The 19,726-nt window shown below is 66.1% G+C and carries 19 protein-coding genes; 18 read left to right on the top strand and 1 reads right to left on the bottom strand.

Annotated elements, in window-relative coordinates:
* Positions 1-327 precede the first annotated feature (327 nt).
* The 18 genes from FQ755_RS16510 to FQ755_RS16425 all read left to right on the top strand — a co-directional run bounded on the left by FQ755_RS16510 (position 328) and on the right by FQ755_RS16425 (position 18,881).
* Positions 328-1,044 carry an OmpA family protein gene (locus FQ755_RS16510; protein WP_144155926.1) on the top strand — a complete coding sequence of 239 codons (717 nt, stop codon included), beginning with the start codon at positions 328-330 and terminating at the stop codon, positions 1,042-1,044.
* Positions 1,045-1,536: 492 nt separating this feature from the next.
* A complete protein-coding gene (locus FQ755_RS16505; RefSeq protein ID WP_144155925.1) occupies positions 1,537-2,397 on the top strand; it encodes a polysaccharide deacetylase family protein in 861 nt (286 codons plus the stop codon).
* Positions 2,398-2,674: 277 nt separating this feature from the next.
* Positions 2,675-3,376 (top strand): beta-ketoacyl synthase chain length factor, encoded by a 702-nt coding sequence (locus FQ755_RS16500; RefSeq protein WP_144155924.1) that lies wholly within the window; start codon positions 2,675-2,677, stop codon positions 3,374-3,376.
* Positions 3,360-4,154: a lysophospholipid acyltransferase family protein gene (locus tag FQ755_RS16495; protein WP_144155923.1), complete on the top strand. Its 795-nt coding sequence runs from the start codon at positions 3,360-3,362 to the stop codon at positions 4,152-4,154. Before FQ755_RS16500 ends, FQ755_RS16495 begins: the two co-directional genes overlap by 17 nt.
* A complete protein-coding gene (locus tag FQ755_RS16490; RefSeq protein ID WP_144155922.1) occupies positions 4,129-4,428 on the top strand; it encodes a phosphopantetheine-binding protein in 300 nt (99 codons plus the stop codon). The genes FQ755_RS16495 and FQ755_RS16490 overlap by 26 nt, the downstream gene beginning before the upstream one ends.
* 3 nt (positions 4,429-4,431) lie before the next feature.
* On the top strand, positions 4,432-4,683 hold the full coding sequence (locus tag FQ755_RS16485) for an acyl carrier protein (protein WP_144155921.1): 252 nt from the start codon (positions 4,432-4,434) through the stop codon (positions 4,681-4,683).
* Complete coding sequence (locus tag FQ755_RS16480) at positions 4,683-5,471, top strand: hypothetical protein (RefSeq protein ID WP_260858625.1); 789 nt, start codon at positions 4,683-4,685, stop codon at positions 5,469-5,471. Before FQ755_RS16485 ends, FQ755_RS16480 begins: the two co-directional genes overlap by 1 nt.
* Positions 5,468-7,171, top strand: coding sequence for an AMP-binding protein (locus FQ755_RS16475; protein WP_144155920.1), 1,704 nt, complete (start codon positions 5,468-5,470; stop codon positions 7,169-7,171). The genes FQ755_RS16480 and FQ755_RS16475 overlap by 4 nt, the downstream gene beginning before the upstream one ends.
* The gene (locus tag FQ755_RS16470; protein WP_144155919.1) at positions 7,168-8,910 is read left to right on the top strand and encodes a glycosyltransferase family 2 protein; all 1,743 of its coding nucleotides are present in this window, start codon (positions 7,168-7,170) and stop codon (positions 8,908-8,910) included. Before FQ755_RS16475 ends, FQ755_RS16470 begins: the two co-directional genes overlap by 4 nt.
* Positions 8,897-10,489 carry a histidine ammonia-lyase gene (hutH, locus tag FQ755_RS16465; RefSeq protein WP_144155918.1) on the top strand — a complete coding sequence of 531 codons (1,593 nt, stop codon included), beginning with the start codon at positions 8,897-8,899 and terminating at the stop codon, positions 10,487-10,489. The genes FQ755_RS16470 and hutH overlap by 14 nt, the downstream gene beginning before the upstream one ends.
* Positions 10,486-10,917, top strand: coding sequence for an acyl-CoA thioesterase (locus FQ755_RS16460; protein ID WP_144155917.1), 432 nt, complete (start codon positions 10,486-10,488; stop codon positions 10,915-10,917). The genes hutH and FQ755_RS16460 overlap by 4 nt, the downstream gene beginning before the upstream one ends.
* Entirely contained in the window at positions 10,905-11,600 is a 696-nt protein-coding gene (locus FQ755_RS16455) for a LolA family protein (RefSeq protein ID WP_144155916.1), read from the top strand. The genes FQ755_RS16460 and FQ755_RS16455 overlap by 13 nt, the downstream gene beginning before the upstream one ends.
* Complete coding sequence (locus tag FQ755_RS16450; RefSeq protein WP_144155915.1) at positions 11,600-14,002, top strand: MMPL family transporter; 2,403 nt, start codon at positions 11,600-11,602, stop codon at positions 14,000-14,002. Before FQ755_RS16455 ends, FQ755_RS16450 begins: the two co-directional genes overlap by 1 nt.
* On the top strand, positions 13,999-15,183 hold the full coding sequence (locus FQ755_RS16445; RefSeq protein ID WP_222105738.1) for a beta-ketoacyl-ACP synthase: 1,185 nt from the start codon (positions 13,999-14,001) through the stop codon (positions 15,181-15,183). The genes FQ755_RS16450 and FQ755_RS16445 overlap by 4 nt, the downstream gene beginning before the upstream one ends.
* 8 nt (positions 15,184-15,191) lie before the next feature.
* Positions 15,192-15,689, top strand: a complete 498-nt coding sequence (locus FQ755_RS16440; RefSeq protein ID WP_144155914.1) for a beta-hydroxyacyl-ACP dehydratase — start codon at positions 15,192-15,194, stop codon at positions 15,687-15,689.
* Positions 15,686-16,411, top strand: coding sequence for a 3-ketoacyl-ACP reductase FabG2 (locus FQ755_RS16435; protein WP_144155913.1), 726 nt, complete (start codon positions 15,686-15,688; stop codon positions 16,409-16,411). The genes FQ755_RS16440 and FQ755_RS16435 overlap by 4 nt, the downstream gene beginning before the upstream one ends.
* Entirely contained in the window at positions 16,411-17,637 is a 1,227-nt protein-coding gene (locus FQ755_RS16430) for a beta-ketoacyl-ACP synthase (RefSeq protein WP_144155912.1), read from the top strand. Before FQ755_RS16435 ends, FQ755_RS16430 begins: the two co-directional genes overlap by 1 nt.
* On the top strand, positions 17,634-18,881 hold the full coding sequence (locus tag FQ755_RS16425) for a beta-ketoacyl synthase N-terminal-like domain-containing protein (protein WP_144155911.1): 1,248 nt from the start codon (positions 17,634-17,636) through the stop codon (positions 18,879-18,881). The genes FQ755_RS16430 and FQ755_RS16425 overlap by 4 nt, the downstream gene beginning before the upstream one ends.
* Positions 18,882-18,898: 17 nt before the next feature.
* Here the strand turns inward: FQ755_RS16425 and FQ755_RS16420 are convergent, their stop codons facing one another.
* On the bottom strand, positions 18,899-19,636 hold the full coding sequence (locus tag FQ755_RS16420) for a class I SAM-dependent methyltransferase (RefSeq protein ID WP_144155910.1): 738 nt from the start codon (positions 19,634-19,636) through the stop codon (positions 18,899-18,901).
* Positions 19,637-19,726 lie beyond the last annotated feature (90 nt).

Below are 19,726 nucleotides of genomic sequence, written 5' to 3'. Positions count from 1 at the left end.
GCGAGCACATTCTCGTCCACCATCCCTCAAAGGTGAACGCGAAGTGCGCCCCTGACCGCACCTGTTCATCCTCATGCGCCGCTCCCGAATATCCTCACCTCTCACGGACGTGCAGCAATCGAAAATGCGCCACGCAATCCCGCGTGTGCGGTCGTACTTAACCATTGTTTGCAATTCACGCGTGCTTATCGCCGTTTTAAATCACGAATCCGTAACGCCGCACACGTCTCGTTACAAACCGAGAGAGCTTGTCATACGCGGTCTTTCTAGAATGCGCATGTGCCTCCCCCAACTCAAGGCGGCCCCTAACAATCTGGAGTTGTCCTGATGACGTTTCCACAATCACAATCGGTTGAAAACCACTCGCTCGCGTCACGCAAACGCGCATCGCGCTCACGCACCGTCGTGCGGACGTTGATCGCCGCGGCGGCGCTCATCGCCGCCGCGCCCGCTGCCTTTGCGCAAGTCGTGCTCGTTCCCACGCCTGGGCCCGTCTATGAGCGCGTTCCGCCGCCGCGCCCCGGGCACATGTGGCATCAAGGCTATTGGGCATGGGCGCATGGCCGCTACGTGTGGGTGCCGGGTGGCTGGGTAGTCCAGGGACCGGTGGTCTATGGCGCTTATCCGGCGCAGGCGCAACCCGCGGCTGAACCGCCGCCGCCTCCGCCGCGCGTCGAGCGTCTGTCGGCGGATGCGCTGTTTCCTTTTGATCGTGGCGACGTCAACGACATTCGTCCCGCAGGCAGGTCGGACCTCGCGCAGATCGCAGCACGCCTGCGCGCCAGTCCGTTTGGTCACGTCGAGGTACGCGGCTACACCGACAGGCTCGGCTCCAGTTCGTATAACCTGGAACTGTCGAAGCGGCGAGCTGAAGCTGTGAAAGCCGTGCTGGTCCAGCAAGGCGTGCCCGCAGACAAGATCCGCGCCGAAGGGCTAGGCAGCCAGGACCCGGTGACGCAATGCGGAAACATGGACAACAACAGCCTCGTCCGCTGCCTGCAGCCGGATCGTCGCGTGGAAATCGTGACCTATGTGCGCGGCTAGTCGCATGTGAACGATCGAGTGATTCGTAAATGCGGCTATAAAGACCGCCTCGAAGCGGCAGCGCGGCAAATCCTAAGCCGCGCTGCCATCTGACCATCGCTACGCGTTGCGCGCCTATAAAACACGATTTCGCCGCGCTTCACGCGTATCGACACACCTCGATCCGGTCAGGCCAAATCTCGACGAAGTATGGGGCATCGCGCGAGCCGCAGCCAGTAAAAAAGGACTCCTGGAAATCCTCACTATCCCGAATCCTCTCACCTTGGGCGAAGCGCAAAAGATCCGCGCAAGGCCGTACCCCTGTAAGCCTTGTAACGAATTAAACCGCCCCAAGCCTTACACGGCGTTTAACCCTACACCAATCCGCATTCATGCAATAAACTTCGGGTTTTCGCGAATGCGCGGTGAATGCCGTCCGCCATCTCGTCTGTTTGAATCGCGTCGTAGAAGCCCGCTGCGCGCAACCGGCGGTTTATTGAAGAGTAAAGCAGGATGACCGAGCCCATCTCGCGGGTCCCAACCGGATTGGACGCGACGCCCCCACGTCGCTGGCCTGTCACCGGCCACCCCAACGCGTTGAAGCTGACCACCGCGTGGCATGCGGCCGCGTTGGCCGGCTGTGCGATCGCGCCATCCACGTGGCCGTGGTGGCTCGCCGGCACCGCCGTCAATCACGCTGCGGTCACGCTCGCCGGCTTGTGGCCGCGCTCGACCGTGCTCGGGCCGAACTGGACCCGACTGCCAGATGTCGCCGGCAACGCGAATTTCATCGCCTTGACGATCGATGACGGTCCTGACCCCGTTGTCACGCCGCAAGTGCTCGACCTGCTGGATCGACATGGCGTGCGCGCGACTTTTTTCTGCATCGGCGAGCGTGCGCGTCGATACCCGTCGCTCGTGCGCGAGATCGTGGCGCGCGGCCACGCGGTCGAAAACCATTCGCAGAGGCACCGTCACACGTTTTCCGTCAAGACGTCGCGCGCGCTGGCCCGCGAAGTGGAGGCAGGACAGCACACGCTGACCGAACTCACCGGCGAACGCCCCGCGTTCTTTCGCGCGCCGGCCGGGTTCCGCAACGTCCTGCTGGAGCCTGTGTTGCAGGCGCAGGATCTGCGGCTGGTCGCGTGGACCCGACGCGGCTTCGACACGCGCGAAACGGACCCGGAGAAGGTACGACAACGTTTGCTCCGCGATCTCGCGGCGCGCGACATCCTGCTCGTGCACGACGGCAACGCCGCCATCACGGCCAACGGCGAGCCGGTTTTGCTCTCCGTCTTGCCGAGCGTGTTTGAAATAGCGAAGCAGCAGGGATTACGCTTCGTTACATTACGTCAGGCTTTCGTCGGCGAGTAAAAATCCGCCGGGATCCAGTTGTAAAAATAAATCAATTCGCAGTGCACGTTAAAACATGGTCAGCGTGGAAGTGCTATTCGGATTATTTCTATTCTGAGCACTATATAATTCGCGCCATATGCCGTTAACGAACCTGATCGCTGTACTCAACCCATAACAATTTACCCACACTCTGCACATAGTCAGGGCCATGACGAGCCGGGTTTCAACGCCTGATGCATGGCTCCGGCGGGGAGACCTGAAAAGCAGTTGCTGTCCTCAACCGAAGACCACCGATATGCCCGATTTGCGCTGGACCATGCCGGTTGCCCACTGGTCTTCCTGGTCTGTTACCTCCAAGACGCCGCCCGACGCCAGCTTCATTGATCCCATGGTGCGCCGTCGCCTGAGTTCCCTGTCGCGCGCCGCGCTCAAGGTCGCGCACGACTGCGCGCATGGACACGAAGCACTGCGTCTCGTGTTCGCCTCGCGGCACGGCGAACTGCGCCGCACCACGGACATCCTGCACGCCATGACCGCAGACGAGCCGGTCTCGCCGAATGCCTTCAGCCTGTCGGTGCTCAACGCCATGTCCGGCATCTTCGGCATTGCGCGCCGCGACCGCTCGCCGGCCACGGCTATTTCGGCAGGCCCCGAATCGCTCGGCTACGCCTTGCTCGAAGCCCATGCGCAATACATGAAACAGCCGGCGCCGCCGGTGCTGGTAGTCTATGCCGACGAGCCGGCCAACCCGCTGTACGGCAAGGTCGAAAACGAGGTGCAGGAAGGCGCCGTCGCCGTTTTGCTCGACGCCGCGACGGCGCGCGGTCAGCTCGAATGCACGATCTCGGGGCCGGATGACTCCGGCTCGTCCGACTCCCCGGCGCGCTTCGCCACCCAAAGCGAAGCTCTGCAGCACTGCCTCGATTCTCGGCAGGCTGCGACGTGGCATGGCGCCAGCGCTCAATGGCAATGGAGATGGCATGACGGCACGGCTTGACTACGGCTGGCGGCTGTTCGCCACCGGCATGAGCTTCGTCGTGTTCGGCGTCTGCGGCATGCTGTTTTCGCTGGTCGCGTATCCGCTCGCGCGGCTATGGCCGCATGCCGCCTCGCGGCAACGTGGGGTCACGACCCTGATTCACTGGTTCTTCCGCGCGCTGGTGGCCACCCTGCAGCGCGTCGGCGTGATGGAGCTCGACGTCGAAGGCGTGGCCCGTCTGCGTGCAAGCGGCGCCTCGATCGTCGTCGCCAACCATCCCACTTATCTGGACGTGGTGGTGCTGCTGTCACTCGTGCCGTCGGCCTGCTGTGTGGTAAAGAACGCACACTGGGGTAATCCCTGTTTCTGGGGGATCGTGCGTGCCGCCTCGTATGTGAGCAACGCGGATCCTGTCGAATTCGTCGCTGACTGCGCGCGCCAGCTTGCCGCCGGCCACACCATGATCATTTTTCCCGAGGGCACGCGCAGCCCCGCCCCGAACCGGATGCACGCATTTTCACGCGGCTTTGCCTATATTGCGTTGAGCGCAGGCGCACCGATCCTGCCGGTTCTGATGAATTGCGATCCGCCCGCATTTACCAAGGAAATGCGCTGGTACGACGTACCGCCGCGGCCGTTTCGCATCAGCGTGAACGTGCTGGCTCCGGTCGGCATCGAACGGCTCGATCTTCAGAATGAACCACCGGCCCTCGCGGCACGCAGCGTGACTCACGCTATCGAAACGCACATCACCCAGCACCTGTTCGAATATGGATTCTTTAAAACTGGAAATTAAGCAGCTCCTGATCGAGGCCTTCGATCTGGAACACCTGACCCCCGCCGATATCGACGACGACGCACCGCTCTTCGAAACCGACGGCGTCGGACTCGATTCGATCGACGCGCTGGAGATCGGCATCGTGCTGCGCAAACAATACCAGCTGACCATCTCCGCGGATGACACGCGCATGCGCGAGCATTTCCGCTCCGTCAGCAGCCTCGCCGCGCTGATCGTCAGTCAGAGGGAAGCAGCAACCGCGGTCGGCGAAACCGCAAGCACAGGGGAATAAATCGTGAGCGAGGCAGAAATTCTGGAGCGCATCCGCGCAATTTTCAAAGAGAACTTTGCCATCGAACCCGAACGCGTGACGCCGCAGGCGCATCTGTTCGAGGAACTCGATCTGGACAGCATCGACGCTGTCGACCTTGCGATCAAGCTGCAGGAAATGACCGGACGCCGGATCAAGCCGGAGGAGTTCAAGCAGGTGCGCACGGTCGGCGACGTGATCAGCGCGATCGAGTCGCTGCTCGCGGCACAGGACTGATGCTGTCCGTGTCCTCGTGCGAACCGCAGGCAGCCGAAACCGCAGCAGCGCACGATCTTGCCGCTTCCGGCGCCCCGAGCGGATCAACGATTGCAGCCGCGGCGCCCAGCGGCGGCTGGCTGGCCGGAAAACTGCGCGGCCATGCCCAAGGCGAACCCGGCGGCAAACAACCAGGCAACACGCGGGCCAAACTGCCCGGTGCATTGCGTATCGGCTTGAGCGTCGCCACCAAGCTGGCCTATCCCGCGGTCATTCTGTGCGCGTGGCACTGGGACGCGCCGCGCTATATCGGTTGCATGCTGTTCGTGTTGCTGTGGTTGCAGCGCTGGGGCGGCACCGGCGCGGTGGCCGAGTCGTTGCGCCGCCTGACGCCGGTCGACTGGTGCGTCGCCGGCATGCTCAACTGCGCCTCGGCGGCGATCGTCTTGACCAATAGCGAATTGCTGCTGCGGCTCTACCCGTCGCTCGTCAACCTCGGACTGCTGGTGGTGTTTAGCGTCACGCTCATGCGCGGGCCGTCGATGGTCGAGAAATTCGCGCGCCTGCACAATCCCGATCCGACTCCGCAAGTGGTGCGTTACACGCGCCGCGTTACCCAGATGTGGTGCGTTTTTTTTACACTGAATAGCGTGTTTTCTGTTTATACCGCTCTATGCTGGCGGCGCGAAACCTGGTCGCTCTACAACGGCGCGCTCGCCTATGGGCTGATCGGCGTGCTGCTGCTGGGCGAGATCGGCTGGCGTCATCTGATCGTGCAACCGAGGGCCGCTCGTTCGGAGGCCTTATGATTGCGTTGCACGACCTGCTGGTCGCAGCGCGCGCCGGCCATACGCCCGTCTGCCACGATAACGGCACGACGCTCGACTTCGCCACGTTTCACGCGCGCACCACACGTCGCGCGGCGGCGCTGCGCACGCGGCCTGAACAGCGCTACGCGCTGTGCATCGACGACCCGTTCGAATTCGCCTGCACGCTCTTTGCCCTGTTTGCATGCGGCAAGGAACCGGTGATTCCGGCCAATGCGGCGCCCGGTTATCTCGCGGACCTGGCGAGCGCCTACGATTGCCTGCTCACGGATGCGGACCTGCCCGCGCTCGACCAGGGCACGGACACCGACGCCGTCGCGCGGCACGTCCCCGCTAACGGCTGGACGATCGACCCGAATGCGCCCCTGACGCTTTTCACCTCGGGCAGCAGCGGCACGCCGAAGCCGGTACGCAAGACGCTCGCCCAGTTCGACGCCGAAGTCCACACGCTCGAACAGCAATGGGCCGACGTGCTCGGCCAGGCGACGATTCTCGCGAGTGTGCCGCATCACCATATCTACGGCATTCTGTTCCGCGTGTTCTGGCCGCTCGCGGCTGGCCGCGCGTTCGACCGCAGTGTCAGCGCCGATCCGTTGGCGCTGCAGGCGCGCATCGATCGATGCGTGGCGACGGTGGTCGTGTCGACACCCGCGCAACTGTCGCGCTGGCCCGAGCTGCCTGGCTTCGCCACGCTTGCGCCCGCGCCGCTCGCCTTCTTCTCGTCCGGCGGCCCGCTGGCGGCAACCACCGCCAGCCAGTACGCGGCGCGTTTCGGCGCCGCGCCGTTCGAGGTGTACGGCAGCACCGAGACCGGCGGCATTGCATGGCGCCGGCAGGACATCTCGGATGCGTGGCGCGCCATGCCGGGCATCCGCGTGCAGCGTGCCGACGACGGCGCGCTCATGGTGCGCTCGGCGCATCTCGGCCACGACGACTGGCATCGCAGCGACGACGAAGCCGTGTTCGACGCCGACGGACGCTTCCGTCTGCGCGGCCGCCTCGATCGCGTCATCAAGCTCGACGGCAAACGTCTTTCGCTGGTGGAACTCGAATCGCGTCTCGTCCAGCATCCGTTTGTCGGCGAGGTGGCGGTGACGCGGCTCGACGGCACCACGCGCGAACGCGCGGGGGCCGTCGTGGTGCTGAGCGAAGCGGGCAACGAGGCGCTGCGCGCCCATGGCCGCGTATCGCTCGTCAAGACCTTGCGCCGTCATCTCGCCGCGTATTTCGATCTCGTGGTGCTGCCGCGCCACTGGCGCTTTCGCCTCGCGTTGCCGTTCGACGCGCGCGGCAAGCTGCCCGCCGCCGCCCTCGCCGCCACCTTCGCGGCGAGCCCCGAAGGGTTCGAATTGCTGGCCGAAGTGCAATCCGGCAATGAGTTCGTCTACGAACTGCATGTGCCGGATACGCTGGTTCACTTCGCCGGACACTTTCCCGGTTTGCCGATTCTGCCGGGCGTCGTGCAGGTCGACTGGGCCATCCGGTTCGCGGCCGCTCATGTGCCCGCAGCGGGTTCGCCGGCGTCGATCGATCGTCTCAAGTTCATGGCGCCGGTCCCGCCAGGCGCCCTGCTCAAGCTGACCCTCGCGCACGACGCCGCGCGTCAGCGGATCCAGTTCACCTACCGGCTCGGCGAACGTGACTGCGCCTCGGGCGTGATCGTCTACAGGGAGCTGGTATGAGCCACGCGGCCTGCATCGTGATCCCGATCTACAACCACAAGGACGCGATCGGCGCGACGGTGGCGAATCTGGTCGTCCACGGCTTGCCGCTTTTTGTGGTCGACGACGGCAGCGACGCCGCCACCCAGCAGGTCCTCGCCGCGCTGGCGCAGCAATACGCAGGGCAATTGACGCTGCTGCGCCTGCCCGTCAACGGCGGCAAGGGCGCCGCTGTCATGGCGGGACTGCGCGCGGCGCACGCGGCCGGCTACACGCACGCGCTGCAGATCGACGCCGACGGCCAGCACGACGCCAGCGACGTGCCGCGCTTTCTCGACGCCTCGCGCGCCAACCCGCAGGCGGTGATTCTCGGCAGCCCGATTTACGACGCGAGCGTGCCGAAAGCGCGGCTCTATGGGCGCTATCTGACGCACGTGTGGGTCTGGATCGAGACGCTCTCGTTCACGATCCGCGACTCGATGTGCGGCTTTCGCCTCTATCCGCTCGACATCGCCTGCGCGCTGATCGACTCCGTCAAGCTGGGCACGCGCATGGACTTCGACATCGAAATCCTCGTGCGTCTGCACTGGCGGCGCGTGCAGTTCATCGCGATCCCCACGCCGGTCACGTATGCGATAGACGGCGTCTCGCACTTCGACGTCCTGTGGGACAACGTGCGTATCAGCGGCACGCATACGCGGCTTGTCGCGGGGATGCTGGCGCGGCTGCCGTTGCTGCTGTGGCACAAACTGACGCCGCGCCGCGCGGCCTTTGCGTCTGCGCGCGCCGGTGAAGGAAAAGCAAGCGCGGAAGGCGACGCAGCCTGGTGGCGCATGGCGGAGCGCGGCAGCCGGCTCGGCATGCGGCTGCTCGCGCTCGGCTGCAAGACCATCGGCCCGCGCCTCACCGCGTGGTGGCTGCATCCGATCGTGGCGTATTTTCTGATCACGGGACGTCCCGCGCGCGACGCCTCGCGGCGCTACTTCGAGCACCTCGCGCAAGCCTCGGCGCCACACGACACGCCGCGTCCAGGCTGGCTGTCCGCCTACCGGCACATGCTCGCCTTCGCGCAGTCGGGTTTCGACAAGCTCACAGCCTGGTCAGGCCATGTCGAACCCGCCGAAGTCTGCTTCCACGACACCGGCGTGCTCGACGCCCTGCTCGACAGCGGCCGCGGCGCGCTCGTGATCGGCTCACACCTCGGCAACCTGGAAATGGCGCGGGCGCTGGCGACGCGCGGCTCCAAGACCAAGGTGACGGCCATCGTCTATACCGAACACGCGCGCCGCTTCAACAGCGTGCTGGCATCGACGAACCGCAACTTCTCGCAGCACATGCTCGAAGTGAGCGACTTCGGCCCGGAGACGGCGCTGATGATGCATGAGCGCGTCGCGCGCGGCGAACTGCTGGTTATCGTCGGCGACCGCACGCCGGCCCACGAAGCGGGCCGAACGACCAATGCCGAATTTCTCGGCGCCCCGGCGCCGTTCGCACACGGACCGTTCGTGCTCGCACATGTGCTCGAATGCCCGGTCTACCTGTTCTTCTGCCTGAAAGAGCGCGACAGCTACCGGCTGTATTTCGAGCCGTTCGCCGAGCGCATCGAACTGCCGCGCCGCGATCGCGCGCAGCATCTCGCGGCGTGGGCGCAACGCTACGCCACGCGGCTCGAGTATTACTGCCGCAAGGCGCCCTATCAGTGGTTCAACTTTTTCGATTTCTGGGCGCGCCCCAGTGGAGGCGCACATGGCCGAAAGTGATCTGACGCAGGACATCCAGCAACCGGCGCGCGCGAGCGGCGCGTCCATCGTCATCGGCGGACGCAAGCTGACCATCGAAGAGGTGGTGGACATTGCGCAGCAGCGCGCCCCGATCACGCTGAGCGACGATCCCGCGTGGCGTTCGCGCATCGCGCGCGGCGCCGACTTTCTGCGCCGCCATCTCGCTTCGGGCGCCACCGTCTACGGCGTGAATACCGGCTATGGCGATGCCTGCGTGGTCGACGTGCCGATGGAACTCGTCGAGGCGCTGCCGCTTCAGCTCACCCGCTACCACGGTTGCGGAATGGGCCGCTATCTCGACGATGCCGAAACGCTGGCCGTGATCGCCGCGCGGCTCAATTCGCTTGCATATGGCTTCTCCGGCGTGCGGCCGGTACTGCTCGAACGCGTCGCTGATCTGATCAATCATCGGGTGCTGCCGCGCATTCCCGCTGAAGGATCGGTAGGCGCGAGCGGCGATCTCACCCCGCTGTCGTATGTCGCCGCAGCTTTGGTCGGCGAACGCGACGTGCTGTTTAACGGCCAGTTGCGCGACGCGCGCGGCGTCTGGCGCGAACTCGGCCACGCGCCGCTCACGCTGGCGCCGAAAGAAGGCCTCGCGCTGATGAACGGCACTGCGGTCATGACGGGCCTCGCGTGTCTCGCCTTCGCCCGCGCCAGGCATTTGACGCGCGTGGCCGCACGGCTGACCGCCCTATCTACCATCGCGCTCGATGGCCGCGCCGCGCATTTCGATCCGCTGTTGTTCGAAGCCAAGCCGCACGCCGGCCAGGCCGAAGCCGCCGCATGGATTCGCGCCGATCTTGCGGGCCGCGACGACACGCCAGGCCATCGCCTGCAGGACCGCTACTCGATCCGCTGCGCGCCGCACGTGATCGGCGTGGCCTGCGACGCGTTGAGCTGGGTGCGGCGCGATGTCGAAAACGAACTGAACAGCGCCAACGACAATCCGCTGATCGACCCTGACAGCGAGCGCGTCCTGCACGGCGGCAACTTCTACGGCGGCCACATTGCCTTTGCGATGGACTCGCTGAAGAACGCCGTGGCCAATCTCGCCGATCTGATGGACCGCCAGTTGGCGCTGCTCGTCGACGACAAGTTCAACAATGGCCTGCCGCGCAATCTGTCCGGTGCGACGTCGGCCCGTGCGCCGATCAATCACGGCTTCAAGGCCGTGCAGATTTCGTCGTCCGCGTGGACGGCGGAAGCCCTCAAGCAGACCATGCCGGCGAGCGTCTTCTCGCGTTCCACCGAGGCCCACAATCAGGACAAGGTCAGCATGGGTACGATCGCCGCACGCGATTGCCTGCGCGTGCTCGAACTCACCGAGCAGGTTGCCGCCGCGCACACGCTTGCCGCCGTGCAGGCCGCGCGACTGCGGCTGCGCCTGAACCCGGCCACGCTGGTCCCGCAGCCGTTGGAAGCATTCATGCAAAGCGTGAGCGAGGATTCGCCGTTCGTCGACGAAGACCGCGCGCTCGAATTCGATCTGCGCGCGCTGACGGCGCGCATCGCGGCCTGCGCGCTGGTCGAGCGCAACGGCGGAGGCACGCCATGAGCGAATCACGCAAAGTGCTGAGCGCCAGCGCGAATGTCGAGGTGCCGTTTCACGACGTCGATGCGATGAACGTCTGCTGGCACGGTCATTACCTGAAGTACTTCGAGGCGGGCCGCGCGGCGCTGCTGCGGGCCTTCGATTACGACTACCGCGAGATGCAGGCGTCGGGCTATCTGTGGCCGGTGGTCGAGGCGCATTTGAAGTACGTGCGCCCGGCGATCTATGGTCAGCAACTCGAGGTCCGCGCGAGCCTGCTCGAATACGAGAACCGCCTGAAGATCGGCTACGAAGTCTTTGATCGGGCGTCGGGTACGCGGCTCACCAAGGGTCACACAATCCAGGTCGCCGTCGATGCGGCGACGCAGGAACTGCAGTTCGTTTCGCCGCCGATCGTGTTCGAAAAGCTGGAGCGCGTATGGCCGCGTTGAGGTTGCGCGGCGCCCAGACTGCGACGGCGGTGGCTATTGCACTTGCCTTGCAGACCCTCGTGCCTGTGAGCCACGCTGCGGCCTCGCCCGCTACTGACGCAGCCGCATCTACGCAGAGCGCGGGGCTCGTTTCGCAGATCGCCGCGCAACTGGGCCGCGCGAGCGGCATCCGCTCCCACTTCACGCAGACGCAGACACGCGCCGCGCTGAAACAGCCGCTCGTTAGCTCGGGATGGTTGCTGCTGGTGCGCGGCCGCGGTGTCGTCTGGCATATCGAAACGCCGTATCAGGCGACCTATCTGATCACCGATGCCGGTGTGAGCGAAATCAATGCGGCCGGTCAGCGCGTGGGCGCCGCTGCTGCACATGGCACATCCGGCGCACGCGGCATTGCTGAGGTGTCCAAAATGATGCGCGCGATGCTCGGCGGCGATCTCACCGCGCTCTATTCGCAATTCGACGTGCAGGCGAGCGGCACGCCTACGCAATGGCGCATGCAACTCACGCCGAACCAGCCGCAGCTCGCCCAGGCGATCAAAGGCCTGCAGATGAGCGGCGGCAACTATCTGCAAAGCCTGCGCATCACGCTCGCGAGCGGCGACATCACGAGTCTGGAGTTCGCGGACACCGCGACCGTCACCGATCCGACGCCCGCCGAGCAGCAGCTTTTTGGAGCGCCCTAGTGGACGTCTCACACGTGCGAGGCTCGAAACAGGCATGGGGCATACGCGCCGCGTGGCTGGCGTTCGCTCTCGTCGCGGCGCTTTACTGCGCATGGCGCTTTGCAGGTCCGTCGCCGCTGCAGACCAATCTGCTCGCGTTGCTGCCCGCCACCGAGGCGGACCCGGTCGCGGAGGAAGCGGTCGACAAGCTCGCCTCCGCACTCGGCGATCGCACCGTCTTTCTGGTGACGAGCAATGACGCGGCCCACGCCAAAGCCGCCGCCAGAGAGCTCGGCGCGTCGCTCGCCGCGAGCGGGGCGTTCCGCTCGGTCACCGCGACACTACCGCCGTTCGACGTCACGCAGATCGGCGCGCTTTACATGCCCTATCGTTTCGGCCTGCTAACGGCCGCCGATCGCGCGCAACTCGCCGGCGCCCCGAACTCGCTGCACGACGCGCTGATGCGGCGGCTCTACGCGCCAGCGGAAAGCGGTCTCGCCACCCCGCTCGCCGACGACCCGTTCGGTTGGCTCGAACACTGGCTCGGCGGCCTGCCGCTTGCCACCTCCAATCTGCAGATCGAAGACAGCCTGCTGGTCGCGCAGCGCGGCGCCGCGACCAGCGTGATGGTCCTCGCCACCTTGCCAGGATCGGCCTATGAGACGCAAACGCAACGCGGCGTCCTTGCGGCGGTCGCGCGCAGCGAAGCGGCTCTGAAGCAGCGCTTCCCCGACGTCAGGCTGGCGCGCACCGGCGCCGTTTTCTATGCCCAGGCGGCACGCAGCGCGTCCGAGCACGAGATGCATGCAATCGGCGTCGTCTCGATGTGCGGCATCGCCTTGCTGATGCTGTGGGTGTTCCGCTCGCCGAAGCTGTTGCTGCTCGGCTTCGTTTCGACCGCGCTTGGCATTGTCGGCGCCCTGGCCGTCACGCTGCTGGTCTTTGGCCAACTGCACCTGCTGACGCTGGTGTTCGGTGCGAGCCTGATCGGCGAGGCGGTCGATTATTCGATCCAGTATTTCATCGTCTATCTCGGCGCGCCACGCGGCTGGGATGCGCGGCGCGGCGCGCGCGCCGTCTCTGCGGCGCTGACGGTTGCCCTCGCCACGAGCCTGCTCGGCTACGCGATCCTCGCGTGCGCGCCGTTCCCCGCGCTCAAGCAGATCGCGTGCTTTGCCATCGCGGGCATTTCGATTGCCTTCGCCTCGGTGCTGTCGTTGTTGCCGACACTTCTCACGCGCCCCCCGACGCGCAGTCCGCAATCCCTGTTCAAGGCGGCAGGACGCGTGCTGAAAACCTGGCGCGCGCTGATCGGCGGCCGGCGCGCGGTCTGGGTGACGCTCGTGTTGCTGGTCGCTTGCCTGCCGGGCTGGTTGCAACTGCGCAGCGACGACGACATCCATCTGCTGATCCAGCGCGACCCGTCGCTGGTGGCGCAGGAGCATGAAGTCACCGCCGCCGCAGGGGTCGACAACACGGCGCAATTCTTCGTGGTGCGCGGCGAGACGCCCGAGATCGTGCTGGAACGCGCCGAAGCGCTCGGCGGAAAACTCGACGCGCTCACTGGCGCCGCGCAGGTGGGCGGCTGGCAATCGGTGACGTCGTTCGTGCCGTCCGCGAAGCAGCAACGCGCCGACCGCGCGCTGCTGGCGTCGCAGGTTTTCAGGGACCCCGCCGCCTTGCGCGCCCAGTTGCTGCAAGCCGGCTTCAAGGATGAAGTGGCCGACGCCTGGCTCGCGGACTACGCGAAATCGGCGGGGCAGGTGCTCAGCGTCGACAGTTGGCTGGCCGCGCCGTGGTCGCAGCCATTTCGTCATCTGTGGCTCGGCGCCACGCAGACCACGCCGCGTGCATTCGCCGCCGTCGTGATTCCGCAAAGCGTGACGCCGGCCAACCAGGCCGCGTTGCTCGAGGTGGCGCGTGCCGTACCGGGCGTGAGCTTCGTCGACAAGGCCGCGAGCGTGTCGAAACTGTTCGGCGAATATCGCGTCGATAGCGGCCTCTGGCTCGCGGGCGCGCTGGTGCTCGTGCTGATCCTGTTGATGCTGCGCTACCGGCCGCGCGGCGGCCTCGCCGTCACCTTGCCGGTGCTGCTCGCGGTAGGCGTCACGCTCGCCGCGTTCGGCTATGCGCACGTCCCGTTCACGCTATTCAACTGGCTCGCCTTGATGCTGGTGCTCGGGGTGGGCGCAAACTATGCCGTGTTCCTGCGCGAAGGCACCCTGCGCGCGGACGCGGATCCCGGCGCCGTGTGGACCGGCGTGCTGTTGTCGTCGGCGACGACCCTGCTGTCGTTCGGCATGCTCGGCATGAGTTCGATGCCGGCTTTGCGCAGCTTCGGCGCTACGTTGTCGCTCGGCATCCTCGTGTCCGTGCTGCTGGCGCCGATCGGCATTCCATCCCAAACCGGAGAAACAGTGTGAGCACGTCACGTGTTTATCTGCACGCGCTCGGCATGATCAATGCCCTCGGCAAGGACGTGCCGTCGATCGTCGCCGCGCTGGCGAACGGCGAGGCTCCCGGCATGGGCACGCTGCCGACCCGGCGCGGCGAAGCGTTCGTCGGCCGGGTGCTGGCGCCGCTCGACGCAGCGCCGCCCGCCGCGCTCGCGCATTACGACTGCCGCAACAACCGCCTGCTGCTCGCCGCCCTCGCGCAGATCCGTCCCGCCATCGAAGCGGCGCGCGAACGCTACGGCGCGAACCGGATCGGCGTGGTGCTCGGCACCAGCACCTCGGGCATCGGCGCGGGCGAAGCGGCGCTTGCGCAGCACGCCGCCGCCGGGGATCTGCCCGCCGGATTCGATTACCGTCAAATGGAAATCGGCACGGCCGCGCCGTTCGCCGCCGCGGCGCTCGGTCTGCAAGGGCCGGCCTACACCGTCTCGACCGCCTGCACGTCGGGCGCCAAGGCGGTCATCTCGGCGCGTCGTCTGCTCGATCTCGGATTGTGCGACGCTGTGATCGCGGGCGGTGTGGATTCGCTGTGCGAGCTGACCTTGCAGGGATTCGCCTCGATTGAATCCACCAGCGCGGTCCGCATGAATCCGCTGAGCCGCAACCGTCGCGGGATCAACGTCGGCGAAGGCGCGGCGGTGTTCCTGATGAGCCGCGACGCAGGGCCGGTCGTGCTGGCGGGCGCCGGTGAATCGAGCGACGCGCATCACATCTCGGCGCCGGACCCCCTGGGCATCGGCGGCGAACAGGCCCTGCGCGCCGCGCTCGCCGATGCGGGCCTCGCGGCGTCGGCCATCGGCTACGTGAACCTGCATGCCACCGCAACGCGCAAAAACGACGAGATGGAAGCTCATCTGATGGCGCGGATTTTCCCGCACGGCGTCGCCGCCAGCGGCACCAAGCCGCTGACCGGCCATCAACTCGGCGCGGCGGGCGCGAACGAACTCGGCCTCGCATGGCTCACGCTCGCGCGCGACGACGTCGCCTTGCCGCGTCATCTGTGGGATGGCGAAGCCGACGCCGAACTGCCCGCGCTCGATCTCGTCGAAACCGTGCGGCATTTGCCGCGCCATAGCGGCGCGCAGTACGTCATGAGCAATTCGTTCGCGTTCGGCGGCAGCAACGTCAGCGTGATTCTCGGCCGGTGAGCAATGTCATGATCCAGTCCAGTCCATCCAGTCAACCCGTCGGGCACGAGACGTTTGCGCCCATCGAGGAACTGCTGCCGCATCGCGGCACCATGCTGCTGCTCGAAGCGGTCGTCGCCTGCACGGACGAAGCGCTGACGGCTCACGCCCGCGCCCGGCACGACGCGTGGTACGCCGATGCGTCCGGCGCGATGCCCGCGTGGCTCGGCATCGAACTGATGGCGCAGGCGATTGCCGCGCACGTCGGCATCATGTCGATGCGCGCGGGGCATCCCATGCGCCCCGGCGTGCTGCTCGGCTCGCAGCGGTACGCCATGCATGCGCCGGCCTTTGCGCGCGACGCGCTGCTGCGGATCGACATCAAAGAGTTGTTGCGCGGCGAGGAAGGCCACGGCGCCTACGAATGCGTCATCCGGCAAGATGACACCGTGGCCGCCGAAGCGGTCATCAAGGTATTCCAGCCGCGCGATTTTCAGTCATTTATCGAAGAGGGTTTCAGGTCATGAGCAGGCGTGTTCTCGTCACCGGCGCAAGCCGTGGAATCGGCCGCGCGATCGCCTATCAACTGGCCGCCGACGGCTTTGCCGTAACCGTGCATTGCCGCACCGGCCGCAGCGAAGCCGAAGCGGTGACGGCCGGCATCGCGGCACAAGGCGGCACGGCGGGCGTGTTGCAGTTCGACGTGCGCGACCGCGTCGCGTGTCGCACCGTGCTCGAGGCGGACGTCGCCGCGCACGGCGCCTACTACGGCATCGTTTGCTGCGCCGGTGTCACCCGCGACGCGGCGTTTCCGGCGCTCACGGACGAAGACTGGGACATCGTCATCGAAACCGGTCTCGACGCGTTCTACAACGTCGTGCATCCGCTGACGATGCCGATGGTCCGCGCGCGCAAGGGCGGCCGCATCGTGACGGTCGCTTCGGTGTCCGGCGTGACCGGCAATCGCGGCCAGGTCAACTACAGCGCGGCGAAAGCCGGGCTGATCGGCGCGACCAAGGCGCTGGCGGTCGAACTCGCGACCCGCAACATCACGGTCAATAGCGTGGCGCCGGGTCTGATCGATACTGGCATGCTCGACGACGTGCCGCTCGAACACGCGCTGAAGGCCGTGCCGATGAGCCGCGTGGGCCAGCCCGTCGAAGTGGCGGCGGTGGTGGGCTTCCTGATGTCGGATGCGGCGTCCTATATCACGCGCCAGGTGATCGGCGTCAACGGCGGGATGGTGTGATGAAACGTGTCGTCATTACCGGAATGGGTGGCGTGTCGGCGTTCGGCGACCAATGGGACGAAGTCGAAGCCGCCTTGAAGCGCGGCCGCAACGCGGTGCAGCGCATCGCCGCATGGGACTACTTCCAGTCGCTGCATACGCGGCTCGCCTGTCCGCTGCCCTCGTTTGTCACACCGGCGCACTATCCGCGCAAGAAGACCCGCTCGATGGGTCCGGTGTCGAAGTACGCGGTGCGCGCCAGCGAGCTCGCGCTGACCGATGCCGGTCTGCTCGACGACCCGTCGATCAGCGACGGCCGCATGGGTGTCGCCTACGGCTCGTCGTCCGGTTCGGTGGAGCCGATCCGCGCCTTCGGCAAGATGCTCGACACCGGTTCGATGAGCGACGTGACGTCGAATAGCTACGTGCAGATGATGCCGCACACGACCGCCGTCAACGTCAGCCTGTTCTGGGACCTGAAAGGCCGCATCGTGCCGACCTCGTCGGCCTGCGCCTCGGGCAGCCAGGCGGTGGGTTACGCCTACGAAGCCATTGCGCAAGGCAAGCAGACGCTGATGCTGGCAGGCGGCGCGGAAGAACTGTCGGGACCGGCCGTCGCCGTGTTCGACACGCTCTATGCGACCAGCACGCGCAACGACGAACCGCATCTGACGCCGCGCCCGTTCGATGCCGCGCGCGACGGCCTGGTGGTCGGCGAAGGCGCGGCCACGCTGGTGCTCGAAGAATACGAACACGCGGTGGCGCGCGGCGCGCGCATTCATGCGGAAGTGGTGGGCTTCGGCTGCAATTCGGACGGCGCGCACATGACGCAGCCCACCGCCGAAACCATGGCGGTGGCCATGCGCCTCGCGCTGCAGGACGCCGGCTTGCCGCCGGAAGCGATTGCCTATGTCAACGCGCACGGCACTTCCACGGATCTCGGCGACGTTGCGGAAAGCCGCGCCACCGCGCAGGTGTTCGGCTCGCGCATGCCGATCAGCTCGCTGAAAAGCTACATTGGCCACACGCTCGGCGCGTGCGGGGCGATCGAAGCGTGGTGGACGATCGAGATGATGAAGCGCAACTGGTTCGCGCCGACGCTGAACCTCAGCAACGTCGATCCGGCCTGCGCGCCGCTCGACTACATCGTCGGCGAGGGCCGCGCGCTCGAAGCCGAATACGTGATGAGCAACAACTTTGCGTTCGGCGGCATCAATACGTCGCTGATTTTCAGGCGCGCCGGATGAGCGTGCCCACGCATACCGCCAACGGCCTGCGCCGCGTCGTCGTGACGGGCATGGGGCTCGTGTCCTGTCTTGGCAACACGCTCGACGGGGTGTCGGCACGTCTGCGCGAAGGACGCTCAGGCGTCACGCACATCGACGCATGGCGCGAGCGCGGCTTCGCGACCCAGGTGGCGGGCGTCGCCTCGGTGGCCGGCGAGCCGCTGTTCGAGCGCAAGCTCGAACGCTTCATGGGCGACACCGCGCGCTTCGCCTGTCACGCGGTGCGCAGCGCGCTCGACGATGCCGGCCTCGATCCCGCCGCCCTGCATTCGCCGCAGGCGGGCGCGGTGATCGGCTCGGGCGTCGGCACAATGTCCGCTTATGACGTCGCCATGGATATCGCCCGGGCGCGCGGGATCGATCGCGTGCCGCCGTACATCGTGCCGCAGGCGATGGGCAGCACGGCCTCCGCCAACGTCGCGCACGTGTTCGGCATGGAAGGGACGACCTATTCGCCATCGTCGGCCTGCACGACCTCGGCGCTTGCCATCGGCCAGGCGCTGCAACTGATCCAGACCGGCCGTCAGCAGATTGTCCTCGCCGGCGGCAGCGAAGCGCTGCACGACAACATGACGCTGATGTTCGACGCGATGGGCGCGCTGTCACGCCGCTTCAACGACGCGCCCGAACACGCTTCGCGTCCCTACGACACCGCGCGCGACGGCTTCGTGATGGCCTCGGGCGCGGGCGTGCTGCTGCTCGAATCGCTCGAACACGCGCTCGCGCGCGGCGCGCGCATTCAGGCGGAACTGACCGGCTTCGGTCATTGCACCGACGGCGCGGACATGGTGGCGCCGCGCGCGCCCGGCATCGCGCGCGCCATCCGCGAGACGCTTGCCGAGGCACGCACGCGTCCCGGCTACATCAACACCCACGCGCCTTCGACACCGCGTGGCGATCTCGAAGAACTGCACGCCTTGGTGGACGTATTCGGCCACGACATGCCGGCGTTTTCGTCGACCAAAGGTTTGACCGGGCATCCGCTCGGCGCCTGTGGCGCGCATGAAGCGATCTACACGCTGTTGATGATGAGAGACGGCTTCATGGCCGGCACGCCCGGTATCGAAACGCTCGATGCCGCCGTGGCCGGCCTGCCACTCGTGCGGCAGTCGCGTGCGGCGCGGATCGATACGGCCTTGTCGGTTTCATTCGGGTTCGGCGGCAGTTGCGCCGGCCTGATGTTTAGCGCCTGGAAAGACGCATAACGTTTTACCCTCGGCAATCAGGCCGCCTTGCGCGCGGCGACGTTGACCAGGGTTTCGCGGCGCTTGCCGGGCTGCGGACGATGCAGGCCGAGCCGCTCGAGCAGACCGAAATCTGCCGCACGGCTCCACCAAAGGTAAGGCAAGGAAATGTTCTGTGGTCCGAACGAAAAACCGGCCTGCCGGATCATCTCGAGGTAGCCGTCCGCGCTCTTTTGCACCTGCATGGGATGACGGAACAAAAGACGGATCACCCACGATCTGATGTAGGCATCGGTCGATTCGGCGAACAGCAACACACCGCCGGGCTTGAGGACGCGCCGGAACTCGGCCAGCGCGCGCGCCTGCTCGACGAGGTGGTGGAAAGTCTGATGGCAGAACACAATGTCGACACTCGCGTCGGGTAGCGTCAGGTGCGCGCAGTCGCCGTGCAGCACCTCGATCTCACCGACGCCAGCCTTGCCGGCCTTGCACTTGCGCGCGGCCTCGGCGGCCAGTTCGAGCGACGGCTCGTGATAGTCGATGCCGACGATGCGGCCCGGACGGAACGCTTCGGCCAGCAGCCGAAACGAGATACCCTGTCCACAACCGACGTCGGCAATCACCGGCGCCTCGGGCAACGGTGTGTCGATCAGGCGCTTGAGGTCGTTGATCGCCACGCGCAGGACATGATGCTCCCACGTATGGGTGCGCAGGAACCAGATGCCGAAGGCCGTTTCGTGCACGAAAGGCACGGCGGAAGTTTCAGACGCAGACATGGCTGTTTCCCCGGCAAAAATCGGCCTTTTGATTGAATAGGTAGCATTGTAATAGCAAGCCAGAACGTCACGATGCTGGGCCCGCCGCGG

The organism is Paraburkholderia sp. BCC1885, assembly GCF_900996235.1.
In the GTDB taxonomy this organism is placed as follows: Bacteria; Pseudomonadota; Gammaproteobacteria; order Burkholderiales; family Burkholderiaceae; genus Paraburkholderia.
This window is presented reverse-complemented; position numbering and strand designations above follow the sequence as displayed.